At 61.9% G+C, this 12,184-nt stretch carries 12 protein-coding genes; 7 read left to right on the forward strand and 5 right to left on the reverse strand.

Translation table 11 applies throughout. From position 1 onward, the window contains the following. Position 1: 1 nt before the first annotated feature. Positions 2–778, reverse strand: a complete 777-nt coding sequence (ubiE, locus tag ACODTZ_RS09000; RefSeq protein WP_489025233.1) for a bifunctional demethylmenaquinone methyltransferase/2-methoxy-6-polyprenyl-1,4-benzoquinol methylase UbiE — start codon at positions 776–778, stop codon at positions 2–4. Between the two features lie 149 nt (positions 779–927). Between ubiE and mutM the strand changes: the two genes are divergently transcribed. From mutM to ACODTZ_RS09025, 5 genes are all read left to right on the forward strand, one after another. Continuing rightward, positions 928–1,833 (forward strand): bifunctional DNA-formamidopyrimidine glycosylase/DNA-(apurinic or apyrimidinic site) lyase, encoded by a 906-nt coding sequence (mutM, locus tag ACODTZ_RS09005; protein WP_489025235.1) that lies wholly within the window; start codon positions 928–930, stop codon positions 1,831–1,833. Positions 1,834–1,881: 48 nt separating this feature from the next. Continuing rightward, a complete protein-coding gene (locus ACODTZ_RS09010) occupies positions 1,882–2,655 on the forward strand; it encodes an enoyl-CoA hydratase (protein ID WP_489025237.1) in 774 nt (257 codons plus the stop codon). Positions 2,656–2,846: 191 nt separating this feature from the next. Next, positions 2,847–3,125: a 30S ribosomal protein S20 gene (rpsT, locus tag ACODTZ_RS09015; RefSeq protein WP_111563244.1), complete on the forward strand. Its 279-nt coding sequence runs from the start codon at positions 2,847–2,849 to the stop codon at positions 3,123–3,125. An 852-nt stretch (positions 3,126–3,977) separates the two neighbouring features. Then, a complete protein-coding gene (dnaA, locus tag ACODTZ_RS09020; RefSeq protein WP_489025239.1) occupies positions 3,978–5,528 on the forward strand; it encodes a chromosomal replication initiator protein DnaA in 1,551 nt (516 codons plus the stop codon). Positions 5,529–5,661: 133 nt separating this feature from the next. Beyond that, positions 5,662–6,744, forward strand: a complete 1,083-nt coding sequence (locus ACODTZ_RS09025) for a saccharopine dehydrogenase family protein (RefSeq protein WP_111563246.1) — start codon at positions 5,662–5,664, stop codon at positions 6,742–6,744. Positions 6,745–6,796: 52 nt separating this feature from the next. Here ACODTZ_RS09025 and fhuF read toward each other — a convergent pair whose 3' ends face one another. Then, positions 6,797–7,561: a siderophore-iron reductase FhuF gene (fhuF, locus tag ACODTZ_RS09030; protein ID WP_489025241.1), complete on the reverse strand. Its 765-nt coding sequence runs from the start codon at positions 7,559–7,561 to the stop codon at positions 6,797–6,799. Between the two features lie 126 nt (positions 7,562–7,687). Beyond that, positions 7,688–8,572: a transcriptional regulator GcvA gene (gene gcvA, locus ACODTZ_RS09035; RefSeq protein ID WP_489025244.1), complete on the reverse strand. Its 885-nt coding sequence runs from the start codon at positions 8,570–8,572 to the stop codon at positions 7,688–7,690. Positions 8,573–8,785: 213 nt separating this feature from the next. On the opposite strand from gcvA, the gene ACODTZ_RS09040 reads away from it, so the two are divergent. Next, positions 8,786–9,703, forward strand: coding sequence for a DMT family transporter (locus tag ACODTZ_RS09040; RefSeq protein WP_209188914.1), 918 nt, complete (start codon positions 8,786–8,788; stop codon positions 9,701–9,703). A 131-nt stretch (positions 9,704–9,834) separates the two neighbouring features. Next, entirely contained in the window at positions 9,835–10,287 is a 453-nt protein-coding gene (locus ACODTZ_RS09045; RefSeq protein WP_489025246.1) for a hypothetical protein, read from the forward strand. Between the two features lie 29 nt (positions 10,288–10,316). Here the strand turns inward: ACODTZ_RS09045 and hemW are convergent, their stop codons facing one another. Together hemW and rdgB are read right to left on the reverse strand one after the other, a co-directional pair. Then, positions 10,317–11,519 carry a radical SAM family heme chaperone HemW gene (gene hemW / locus ACODTZ_RS09050; RefSeq protein WP_112983061.1) on the reverse strand — a complete coding sequence of 401 codons (1,203 nt, stop codon included), beginning with the start codon at positions 11,517–11,519 and terminating at the stop codon, positions 10,317–10,319. A 10-nt stretch (positions 11,520–11,529) separates the two neighbouring features. Then, on the reverse strand, positions 11,530–12,174 hold the full coding sequence (gene rdgB, locus ACODTZ_RS09055) for an RdgB/HAM1 family non-canonical purine NTP pyrophosphatase (protein WP_489025249.1): 645 nt from the start codon (positions 12,172–12,174) through the stop codon (positions 11,530–11,532). Positions 12,175–12,184: the final 10 nt, after the last annotated feature.

Here is a 12,184-nt window from a genome sequence, read left to right on the forward strand (position 1 = left end):
CTTAAAGCTTCCAGCCGGAGTGAAGGGCGGCGATACCGCCGGTATAATTGGTGTAGCTGACGCGCGAGAAGCCGGCGTTGCGGATCATCGCCGCGAAGTTTTCCTGGTTGGGGAACTTGCGGATGGATTCGACCAGATACTGGTAGGGCTCGGCATCGCCGGTGATCGCTTTGCCGAACTTCGGAATGGCGTTGAACGACCAGCTTTCGTAGACGCGGTCGAGCAAAGGCATGTCGACTTCGGAGAATTCGAGCACCAGCAGCCTGCCGCCGCGCTTCAGCACGCGGTAGGCTTCGCTGAGTGCCACGTCGATGCGCGGCACGTTGCGGATGCCGAAGGCGATCGTATAGGCGTCGAAGCTATTCGGTTCGAAGGGCAGTTCCTCGGCATTCGCCTCGACGAAGGTCAGATTGTCGGAGAGCTTCTTCTTGGCGGCGCGCTCGGCGCCGACTGCCAGCATCGATCCGTTGATGTCGAGCACGGTGGAGTGCGCCATCCGGTTCGAGGCCTCGATGATGCGAAACGCGATGTCGCCGGTGCCGCCGGCCACGTCGAGCGTCTTGTAGCCGGGTTCCTTGCGCGGGTTCAGCGCCGCGATCATCGCGTCCTTCCAGACGCGGTGCATGCCAGCGGACATGACGTCGTTCATGATGTCGTAGCGCTTGGCGACCTTATGGAAGACTTCGTTGACGAGGCCCTGCTTTTCGCCGCCTGAAACTTCGCGGAAGCCGTATGATGTTTCCATGCCGCCGTCGGCGGAGGTGCGGCTGTCTGACATCGAATACTCCAATCTCTTAAATCAACGCGGCGACCATAGCGAAATCAGGCAGGCGACGCTATCTGTGGGCAACGGTCCGGTCCGCGACACCATGGCGCTATAGCGCACATCGCGGGCGGTTGAAACATGTTCGATATAGATGGGTTAAGATGCCGGAATTGCCAGAAGTCGAAACCGTCAAACGCGGCCTCGCGCCCACCATGGAGGGCGCGCGCATCGTCAAATTGGAGCTTAGGCGAGGGGACCTGCGCTTCCCGTTTCCCGAGGCCTTCGGCGAAAAGGCGTCCGGCCGCACCATCGTCTCGCTCGGCCGCCGCGCCAAATATCTGCTGATCGATCTCGACAGCGGCGCCACCATCATCGCCCATCTCGGCATGTCCGGCTCCTTCCGCATCGAGGCCGGCCCGATCGCCGATACCCCCATCTCCGAAACGCCGGGCGAATTCCATCACCCGCGCTCGAAGGATGAAAAGCACGATCACGTGATCTTCCATCTGGAGGGGCCGTCGGGTCAAAGCCGCGTCATCTATAATGACCCGCGCCGCTTCGGTTTCATGGATATGGCCGATCGCACCGCGCTCGACATCAATCCCTTTCTCTATGGCCTCGGCCCGGAGCCGACGGGCAATGCACTGAGCGCCGCCTATCTGGCCGAGCGCTTCAAGGGCAAGGCGCAGCCGCTGAAGAGCGCACTGCTCGACCAGAAGAACATTGCCGGCCTCGGCAATATATATGTGTGCGAGGCGCTATGGCGCTCGCACCTGAAGCCGACGCGCGCTTCGTCCACGCTGGTCACGCCGACCGGCAAGCCCACCAAGCAGCTCGACCTGCTGGTCTCCTCGATCCGCGACGTCATCGCCGATGCGATCAAGGCTGGCGGCTCGTCGCTGCGTGATCATATCCAGACGGATGGCTCGCTCGGCTATTTCCAGCACTCCTTCTCCGTCTATGATCGCGAAGGGCAGCCTTGCCGTACGCCCGATTGCGGCGGTACCATCGCCCGCATCGTTCAGGCCGGGCGCTCGACCTTCTATTGCCCCACCTGTCAGAAGTAACTGGCTGTCAGAAATAAGCCTGGGCATTGGCCCGACCGGGAGGAACGCATGTCTTATGAAACGCTGATCGTCGAAACCCGTGGCGCTGTGGGCCTCATCACGCTGAACCGCCCGCAGGCGCTCAACGCCTTGAACTCGACGGTGCTCAAGGAACTGCTGCAGGCTTACGCCGCATTCGAGAATGACGACGCCATCGGTGCCATCGTCCTGACCGGCTCCGAGCGTGCCTTTGCCGCCGGCGCCGATATCAAGGAAATGCAGTCGCTCGATTTCGCCGATGTCTACGCCCGCAATTTCCTCGGCGGCTGGGACGATGTCGCCAAGGTGCGCAAACCTGTCATCGCCGCCGTCAGCGGCTTCGCGCTCGGCGGCGGCTGCGAGCTCGCCATGATCTGCGACTTCATCATCGCGTCGGAGACCGCCAAGTTCGGCCAACCGGAAATCACGCTTGGCGTCATCCCCGGCATGGGCGGCTCCCAGCGCCTGACGCGCGCCGTCGGCAAGGCCAAGGCGATGGACATGGTGCTCACAGGCCGCATGATGGATGCGGCGGAAGCAGAACGGGCCGGACTCGTATCGCGTGTAGTGGCGCCCGAGCGTCTGCTCGATGAAGCGCTCGAAGCGGCCGCCAAGATCGCGTCGCTGTCGCGCCCCTCGGTGCTGATGGCCAAAGAGGCCGTCAATCGCGCTCTGGAGACCACGCTGGAGGAAGGTCTTCGCTTCGAGCGCCGCCTGTTCCACAGTCTCTTTGCGACGGAAGATCAGAAGGAAGGGATGACAGCCTTCATCGAAAAGCGTAAACCCGCCTTCAAGAACCGCTGACCCCTGAAGAGAAAAGGCGACGGTTCCTTGAAAATGCGCGTTGACGCCGGTCGGCTTTAGGGTTATATGCCCGCCCAAGGTTCGGGAAGCCAGTCCGGTTTTCCGATAATACTCCCGCATTGCTGTGTAGGAAGTGGCTGCAAGGCCCGCGGCGGTAGCGGAATTTGTTCGAATTCTTGAGAGAGGCATCCATGGCCAATACAACTTCGGCGAAAAAAGCGACCCGCAAGATCGCCCGCCGTACCGACGTCAACAAGGCTCGTCGCTCGCGCGTTCGCACGTTCGTTCGTCAGGTCGAAGAAGCACTCGCAGCTGGCGATGCTGCCAAGGCCAAGGAAGCTTTCCAGGCCGCGCAGCCGGAACTGGCCCGCGCAGCAAGCAAGGGCGTCCTGCACGCCAACACGGCATCCCGCAAGGTCTCGCGCCTCGCAGCTCGTGTGAAGGCTCTGTCGGTCGGCGCGACCGCTTAAGCTTCCGTTAATAAAGACAGCTATATGATTAGCCCGGCAACTTTGTCGGGCTTTTTCGATTCCGCCAATTGCCCGAACTATGGTTAATTTGGCGACGATTTCGTGTCTGGCAAATGACACAAAAAAATGAGTAATTACAAAGGCTTGTGTCAGGTTGTTCCTGAACGAAGAGACTCAGACCTTCCCTTGCGGCGTCTAAAACGAGTCAAGAAGCTTTTTTCTTTTTTTCTTTTTATGCGTGTCAAAATTGCCGGTTTCCGGAATCTCCTTGATTCAAAGGCGATTCTTTTTTTGCGCTAATGCAGCGCCCTAAATCTGCCGCAGGAGTCAACCGGCTACGCTTAATTTTGCGGAAATATGCCCGTTGATCTCGACCCCCGATCCTGCCTAAATGCCTCCCAACAAGGGGCTCGGACATCACCTGTTTTAAGGCTTGGTCTGAAACTGCCACGTCGGCAGGACGATGCTTTAGTGTCTTTTGTTGCGGAAGTTTCGACCTCCGGATTTTCACGCACTGATGCAGATTGGACTGCGGCTGTGGCTGCCGCGGAACGGGATCATCTGTGCGCCATTTTTGAGGGCTGCACGCAGCGCGTGCGATCTCGGGAAATGGAAAAAGCATACGCAGGCAGGCGGTGTTCGTTGGACGAGGAGCGGGCACCTAGGAGACAAGAAGCAATAAGACCGCATGAAGCGGTTGGCTTCGCCTCCAACAGTCGCCTCTCGTTAAGAGGCACGCGTTTGAGTGAACCGGCCGACGGCAGAGCATGAGGGTGATGCTGTCTGGTCATAAGCGGGGAAATGATCGGGCGACCAGGATTAGGTCGGCCGATGGAACTATAAGGCGGCAAGATGCACATGAATTCGATGGCGGCGAGTGCTTTGGACAACTCGGACAAGGTATCTCAGACGTTAGGCTCTATTTGCCCAGACGCGGCGGGGGAAAAGGGAGACATGAAGAATGATGGCATACTTTTTGAACGAGCAAGTGCACGCCTGAAGGCGCAGGTCGGTCCGGATGTCTACGCAAGCTGGTTTGCACGACTGAAGCTCCATTCCGTCTCCAAGAGTGTCGTACGGCTGACGGTCCCAACAACTTTTCTGAAGTCCTGGATCAACAATCGCTACCTCGACCTGATCACCGGCATCTTCCAGGCGGAAGACGCTGAGATCCTGAAGGTCGAAATCCTGGTTCGCACGGCAGCGCGCGCAACCAGCAAGCCGGAAGAAACGGCGACCCAGGAGCCGGTATCGTCCGTCGCGCCGATCCGTCGCCCGGCCGCTCAGCAGGCCGGCCAGATCGTGCAGCAGGCTGTTTCGGCGGCCTCTGCCGCGCGTCCGGCCACATCGGGCCAGCCGCTCTTCGGCTCGCCGCTCGATAACCGCTTCACCTTCGACACCTTCGTCGAAGGCAGCTCCAATCGCGTCGCTCTGGCGGCCGCAAAGACCATTGCCGAAGCCGGTCAGGGCGCAGTGCGCTTCAACCCGCTCTTCGTTCATTCCACCGTCGGTCTCGGCAAGACCCATCTGCTGCAGGCAATCGCCAATGCAGCCGTACAGAACCCGCGCCAGCTGCGCGTCGTCTACCTGACGGCCGAATACTTCATGTGGCGTTTCGCGACCGCGATCCGCGACAATGATGCGCTGACGCTGAAGGACTCGCTTCGCAACATCGACCTTCTGATCATCGACGACATGCAGTTCCTGCAGGGCAAGATGATCCAGCACGAGTTCTGCCATCTCTTGAACATGCTGCTCGACAGCGCCAAGCAGGTCGTCGTCGCAGCCGACCGTGCACCCTGGGAGCTGGAATCGCTCGACCCGCGCGTTCGTTCGCGTCTGCAGGGCGGCGTGGCGATCGAGCTTGACGGCCCGGATTACGAGATGCGTCTCGAAATCCTCCAGCGCCGTCTTGATGTCGCCCGCACCGAGGATCCGTCGCTGGAAATGTCGACCGAGCTGCTCAACCACGTTGCCCGCAGCATCACCGCCAGCGGCCGCGAACTGGAAGGCGCCTTCAACCAGCTGCTCTTCCGTCGCTCCTTCGAGCCAAACCTGACGGTCGAGCGCGTGGACGAGCTTCTCGCCCACCTGGTCGGCTCCGGCGAGCCGCGCCGCGTGCGTATCGAGGACATCCAGCGCATCGTCGCCCGTCACTACAATGTGTCGCGCCAGGAGCTGGTCTCGAACCGTCGTACGCGCGTCATCGTCAAGCCGCGCCAGATCGCCATGTATCTGGCCAAGACCCTGACCCCGCGCTCCTTCCCGGAGATCGGCCGTCGCTTCGGCGGACGTGACCACACGACGGTTCTGCACGCTGTGCGCAAGATCGAGGAGCTGATTTCAGGTGACAGCAAGCTGTCGCACGAGATCGAGCTGCTGAAGCGCCTGATCAACGAGTAGTCGCGATCATAGCATCGAAATTAAGCGGCCGGGAGCGATCCCGGCCGTTTCCTTTTATGCGCTGTTTATTTTATACAGCCCTTTCAAGCATACGCGCGGCGGGAGGAAAACGCCGCGCCTTGGGAGGATATAAATGAGCTTTACGAAAATCGCCGTACTCGGTCTTGGCAAGGTCGGGCGGCTGGCCGCCACGCTTTTGCATGAGGGCGGCTTCGAGGTCACGGGTGTGGATGCGCAGCTGCCTGTCGGCGAGGTGCCGTTCAAGTGCCATAGCGGCGATATCTCCGATCCCGCCGTCATCGGTGAATTGCTGTCGGGCGTCGATGCGGTGCTGTCGTGCCTGCCCTATCACCTGAACATCGGGCTGGCGCGCGCCGCCCATGCCGCCGGCATCCATTATTTCGATCTGACGGAAGATGTGCCCACCACCAACTTCATCATTGAGCTTTCAAAGACCGCGCGTGGCCTGATGGCGCCGCAATGCGGTCTTGCTCCGGGCTTCGTCGGCATCGTCGGCTCGAGCCTTGCCGATGGCTTCGACCGCTGCCGGTCGATCCGCATGCGCGTCGGCGCCCTGCCGCAAAATCCGACGGGTCTCCTGGGCTATGCCTTCAACTGGTCGCCGGAGGGCGTCGTCAACGAGTATCTCAACGATTGCGAAGTGATCGAAGGCGGCGTGCGCAAGCTGGTGTCGCCGATGGAGTGGCTGGAGACCATCTACGTCGAGGGCGTGAAGCTCGAGGCGTTCACGACCTCGGGCGGCCTCGGCACAATGTGCGACACGCTCTTGGGCAAGGTCGAGAACCTCGACTACAAGACCATGCGCTATCCGGGCCACATGGACCTGATGAACTTCTTCTTCCACGAGCTTCTGATGCGCGACAAGCGCAAGCTCGCCGGCGAAATCCTGACGGAAGCCAAGCCGCCCGTCGATGACGATGTCGTCTATGTGCATGTGGCCGCCGAAGGCACCGAGCGCGGCAGCCTGCGCCGGAAGGAATTCGTGCGCGCCTATTACCCGATCGAGATATCAGGCGCCCGCCGCACGGCGATTGCCTGGACAACCTCGGCATCCGTCGTCGCCGTCATCGAAATGGTTCGCGACGGCCTGCTGCCCGCAACCGGCTTCCTGCACCAGGAGCACATTCCGCTCGACATGTTCCTGAAGACCCCGACCGGCAGCCTCTTTAAGACGGGTGCGTCCCGCAGAGCCTGAGCGGCCGGCATCTCAACACATCGCCGCTCTCGGGGCGGCGGTGTGGACACCGCTATTGCGGATTGCGCTGGCTGGGCAGTGCGCAGCGATTGCCGCAGCTGGCAACCCCTGGAAGCATGTAGCGCAGGCAGCAGAGCTTGCGCCGCTGGATCATCTGCCCGTCTTCCTCGACCTGTCTGACGCTGCCGCACAAGGGGTTCGGCCCGCCATCCGGCAGGCACCCGCGCACGAAGAGCGGCAGGTCGGGAGCGGAACACCCGCCGCCCTCGCTATCGGTCAGCCGCAGCGTATAGTCGATGTAGACGGCGGCGTTGTTCCACAGGAGCTTTGCCGAGAGGCCGCAGCGCTTCAATCGCTCGACGGCCATGTTGAGATGGCCGGACATCAACGGCCCGACCACGGAAAATTCGTCGCCGCTCGTCTCTTCGCCAATCATGCCGCGATGGGAAACGCCGAAGGCGCGGGGCAGCCCGTCCTCGGTGAGCGCGATCGTCATCTCATCGAAGGTCACCGGCAGCACCTGGCCGGCCAGGCGGCGGGCGAGCAGATAGGGAATGCTGATCCCGGCGAAGTAATAGAGCGACCACATGGAGACGACGGCGCGGCGATCGGTACCTTTGGTGACCTCGGTGTACCGGTGGATCGCCCGCTCGAAACCGCCATCCTCGAAGAATGTTGCGAGCGCGACGCCACCGGCCAGCTCATCCGCCAGCATCATCTTCTCGCGGCACCAGGCGTGATCGCCGGAAAAAGCGTGCGACAAGCCGATAGGCTGCGGGAGCCCGGGCGCCGTCCGCGCGATCTGTTGAACTGCCATGACTGAGGTTCGGCCTTGCCCGTATGCGTCTTAATCCTGACTATGATAATCAGCAAATACGTGGCAGGAAAGTGTTTTATGAGTGCGGGTGTCCACTTTTTCGGCGATTGCTGAAGTAAGCGCGGATTACCGCTGCGCTTCCGACAGCAACCAGCGGCGGAAGGCGGCCGCTGCCGGCCGTTCCAGCGCCTGGCCGGGATAGACGAGATGGAAGGCGAGCCGGCTGGCGACGCCGACGGGGAAGGGGGCGATGAGCTGGCCTTCTTCGAGCTCTGCCGTGACGAAGGAGCGCCGCATCAGCGCGAAGCCGAGCCCCGCCTTCATCGCCTCGTAAGCGCCGTTGCCGTGCATGAAAACAGGGCCTCGGGCGGCATCGACATTGCTCGCGCCCGCCGCCTCCAGCCATAGCTGCCAGTCGTGGCGGTAGACGTCGTGGATCAGCTGGAACCGCGCAAGCGCATCCGGCGATGGATCCGGGCCGAGCTCATCGGCGAGCTTTGGCGTGCAGACCGGCACCAGCTCGTCATCCACCAGCCGTTCGCTGACGAGCCCGTCATAGCCCCCGAGCCCGTGACGGATGGCGAGGTCTATGCCATCGCGCTGGAAATCCATCACCCTGTGCGAGGCGCTGATGCGCACGTCGATCTCCGGGTTCAGCGCTTCGAAGCGCGAAAGCCGCGGCACCAGCCAGTAGGTCGCAAAGCCCGCGGTGCATGTCACGTTCAGCACCGTGCCGCGGTTTCGCGCCGTGATCGCTGCCGTTGCCTCGCGCACCAGCCGAAATGCCGCCCGCAACGTCGTGAAATAGTCGGCACCCTCTGGTGTTAGCGCCAGCGCCCGCGCCTTGCGCTCGAATAGGCGCACGCCGAGCGAAGCCTCGAGATCGCGGATCTGCAGGCTGACGGCGCCCGGCGTCACATTGAGTTCCCGCGCCGCAAGCGTCATGCTCAAATGCCGCGCGGCGGCCTCGAAGGCGCGCAGCGCCGAAAGCGATGGAAGAAAATCACTCATGCTTTAGCTCAGCTCAATCATGAAACGAAAAAGACTCGTTTGTCGCATGGCTCTGACCGCCATAGTATATGCATCAAGGCGATCATTCCAAGCCAGAGCTTGATCGTAACGGATAAGAATAACTCGACAAACGATAACAGGCCGCGCAGGAATCGGGTGGCGCAGGCTAGCGCCGAGCGCTAAGCCAGCCATGCCGCAAAAGGGAGAGAAGCGATGCAGCAGAGACAGATGGGCCTTGCCGAATGGGGAATGTTGCTGGTGCTGTCGCTTCTCTGGGGCGGCTCCTTCCTCTTCAATGGCATCCTGGTGAAAACCCTGCCGCCGTTTACCATCGTCACCGGCCGCGTGCTGATCGCAGCCGTCGCGCTGAACCTGATCGTGCGCGCCACCGGCCACGCCATGCCGCGTGATGGCAAGTCCTGGGCGGCCTTCTTCGTGATGGGCCTGATCAACAACATGATCCCCTTCTGCCTCATCGTCTGGGGGCAGACCCATATTGCGAGCGGCCTCGCCTCGATCCTCAACGCCACCACGCCGCTCTTCGGCGTCGTCGTCGCGCATCTGTTGACGGCGGATGAGAAGATGACCGGCAACCGCCTGCTCGGCGTCATCGTCGGCTTTGCCGGCGTCGCCTACATGATCGGCTTCGATGCGCTGCGCGATCTGGGAACCAACGTGCTGGCGCAGCTCGCCGTTCTCGGCGCCGCACTCTCCTATTCCTTCGCCGGTATCTACGGCCGCCGCTTCCGCCAGATGGGAATGGCGCCGCTTCTCCCCGCCGCCGGCCAGGTCACCGCCTCCAGCGTGCTGATGCTCCCCATCGCCCTCATCGTCGACCACCCCTGGACGCTCGCCGCCCCCTCCATGGAGACCTGGATGGCGCTCTTTGGTCTGGCGCTGCTGTCGACGGCGGTCGCCTACGTCCTCTTCTTCCGCATCCTCGCCACGGCGGGAGCCACCAACCTGATGCTCGTCACCTTCCTCATCCCCGTCAGCGCCATCCTTTTGGGCGCCGCCATCCTCGGCGAGCAGCTACAGGCCAAGCATCTGATCGGCATGGCGATGATCGCGATCGGCCTCGCGGCGATCGATGGGCGGTTGTTTGCGCGGGTGCGGAGGAGGGTGGTGTGAGTGGCCAACGGTTTGACTGAAGGGGCAGGGTATCGCGTTGCCTATCGACGAGGCAGGTGAACTGAGGTTACGTAGATACCTTATCGTGATGCGTCGGCTCGGACATCCGGGCTTCGGTGAGGTGCCAAAGAATGTCTTACTTGAATGTGTACGGGCAGATCTTCGATCCTAGTGAGTGGTTCACCGCAGCTCGGCAACGCGGTGGATCTCCCGATTGGCCGCAACTATTCGAGTTGTTGTATCATCAGGGCGATATCAACAATGCGTCCTTTGCAGCAGTGCCCTACATTACACGCATCGTGATAGAGGAGGGAGGCAGCTGGGAACCTTATGCCCTTGTCGCGTCGATCGAAGAGGCGCGTCAGCTAGGGAAAGGTCCAACGATCCCCCAGGAGTTGGAAGCTGATTATCACGAAGCCATCAAATCTCTGGTTCACGAGTCGTTGAAGGCCTTTGACGATACGTCTGATCGGCTCCTCATCAAGAGCTTTATTGCCATGCTTTCGCTTGCGAAAGGTCAAACCGCAACAGCGACTTTTGCTTTGCTTGACGAGGAAGAACAAGCAGAACTGCTAGCTGGCTGAGTGAGGCTTGCAGACGCTCGTTTCGCAAATCAACAAGCCAGATCAGCCACCACCGAATCCAAGATCAGCATCCCCGACGGCGTGCAGCGGATGCGCGAGTTGCCGATGCGCTCGATAAACCCGTGTTCCAGTAAAAATTCTTCGCGCTTCGGATCCGGATCGCGCCCCGAGAGCTGCTGCCAGCGGGCGAGATCGACGCCTTCGGTGAGGCGGAGCCCCATCAGCAGCAGTTCGTCGGCCTGTTCGTCATAGCCGAGCTGTTCCTGGTCGAGCACACCGTGGCCGTCGCGTTCCACGAGCTCCAGCCAGGCTTCCGGCTTGCGCTCGGTGGCGGTGGCGAGCTTGATGGGCCCGCGCGTCAGCCGTCCATGCGCGCCGGGGCCGATGCCGGCATAGTCGCCGTAGCGCCAGTAGGTGAGATTGTGGCGGCTCTCCGCACCCGGGCGGGCGTGGTTGGAAACCTCGTAGGCGGGCATGCCCTCGGCGGCGGTGATTGCCTGTGTCGCCTCGTAGAGCAGCGCCGACTGGTCGTCGTCGGGCACCACTAGCTTGCCCATCTTGTGCAGCCCGAAGAACGGCGTGCCCTCTTCGATCGTCAGCTGGTAGAGCGACAGGTGGTCGACGGCGTAAGAGATCGCCTCGCGCAGCTCCCGCTCCCATTCCTCCACCGTCTGCTTGGGACGGGCATAGATCAGGTCGAAGGACATGCGCGGAAAAATATCGCGCGCCAGCTTGATCGCCTTCAGCGCATCCTCGACATCGTGCAGACGCCCGAGAAATTTCAGGTCGCGGTCGTTCAGCGCCTGCACGCCGAGCGACACACGGTTGACGCCGGCGGCACGGTAGCCGCGAAAGCGCTCGGCCTCGACGCTGGAGGGGTTGGCCTCCATGGTGATCTCGATGCCATCGGGCATGTGCCATTCCCTCGCGATGCCGTCGAGAATGGCCGAGACCGTGGATGGGTTCATCAGCGAGGGCGTGCCGCCGCCGAGAAACACGCTGGTCACCGTCTTCGGGCCGCTCAGCTGCCGCATCGCCGCCATTTCCTTCAGGAAGGCGGCGGTGAAGCGCTCCTGGTCCACAGGCTGGTGGCGCACATGGCTGTTGAAGTCGCAATAGGGGCACTTGGCGGCACAGAACGGCCAATGCACGTAGACGCCGAAGCCGGGTTCGCCGGTATCGGGCAAAAGAGATGCATAGCGCGTCAGGTTGGGCTGTTCCAAAGTGTCCACGATTCGGGTCTTATGCGTCCAGGCAGGTTTCGACGAAGATCTTGAAGGCGCGGGCGCGGTGCGAGAGGGCGGCAGCGTCGCCGGGCTTCCAGCCGTGCTTTTCTTCCGCGCTCATCTCGCCGAATGTGGTGTCGTAGCCCTCGGGTTGGAAGACCGGATCGTAGCCGAAGCCTTCCGTGCCGCGCGGCGGCCAGGCGACGAAGCCTTCGACTTCGCCACGGAACATCTCGGTGTGCCCATCCGGCCACGCCAGGCAGAGAACGCTGACGAAGCGCGCGGTGCGCTGCTCCGGCGTCGTGGCGCCCTTTTCCTGAAGAGCGGTTTCGACCTTCTGCATCGCCATGGCGAAATCACGCGTACCATCGGCCGTTTCCGCCCAGTTGGCGGTGTAGACACCAGGCGCGCCATCCAGCGCGTCGATCACAAGGCCGCTGTCGTCGGAGAGCGACGGCAGGCCGGAAGCCTTGGCGGAAGCCAGCGCCTTGATCGCGGCGTTTTCCTCGAAGGTCGTGCCGGTCTCATCCGGTTCGGCGAATTTCAGTTCGGCCGCCGATTTCGCCGAAAAACCGAAAGGACCGATCAGGTCGGCGATCTCGCGTATCTTGCCGGCATTGTGGCTGGCAACGACGATGGTGCGGGTATCGAGCTTGCGCATGAGCGGTCCT

The organism is Rhizobium sp. FG113 (assembly GCF_057809895.1).

What these genes read in the sequence shown, in the direction of transcription:
- ubiE (WP_489025233.1), bottom strand. Translation starts at nt 778, where the DNA reads ATGTCAGACAGCCGCACCTCCGCCGACGGCGGCATGGAAACATCATAC.
- mutM (WP_489025235.1), top strand. Translation starts at nt 928, where the DNA reads ATGCCGGAATTGCCAGAAGTCGAAACCGTCAAACGCGGCCTCGCGCCC.
- ACODTZ_RS09010 (WP_489025237.1), top strand. Translation starts at nt 1,882, where the DNA reads ATGTCTTATGAAACGCTGATCGTCGAAACCCGTGGCGCTGTGGGCCTC.
- rpsT (WP_111563244.1), top strand. Translation starts at nt 2,847, where the DNA reads ATGGCCAATACAACTTCGGCGAAAAAAGCGACCCGCAAGATCGCCCGC.
- dnaA (WP_489025239.1), top strand. Translation starts at nt 3,978, where the DNA reads ATGCACATGAATTCGATGGCGGCGAGTGCTTTGGACAACTCGGACAAG.
- ACODTZ_RS09025 (WP_111563246.1), top strand. Translation starts at nt 5,662, where the DNA reads ATGAGCTTTACGAAAATCGCCGTACTCGGTCTTGGCAAGGTCGGGCGG.
- fhuF (WP_489025241.1), bottom strand. Translation starts at nt 7,561, where the DNA reads ATGGCAGTTCAACAGATCGCGCGGACGGCGCCCGGGCTCCCGCAGCCT.
- gcvA (WP_489025244.1), bottom strand. Translation starts at nt 8,572, where the DNA reads ATGAGTGATTTTCTTCCATCGCTTTCGGCGCTGCGCGCCTTCGAGGCC.
- ACODTZ_RS09040 (WP_209188914.1), top strand. Translation starts at nt 8,786, where the DNA reads ATGCAGCAGAGACAGATGGGCCTTGCCGAATGGGGAATGTTGCTGGTG.
- ACODTZ_RS09045 (WP_489025246.1), top strand. Translation starts at nt 9,835, where the DNA reads ATGTCTTACTTGAATGTGTACGGGCAGATCTTCGATCCTAGTGAGTGG.
- rdgB (WP_489025249.1), bottom strand. Translation starts at nt 12,174, where the DNA reads ATGCGCAAGCTCGATACCCGCACCATCGTCGTTGCCAGCCACAATGCC.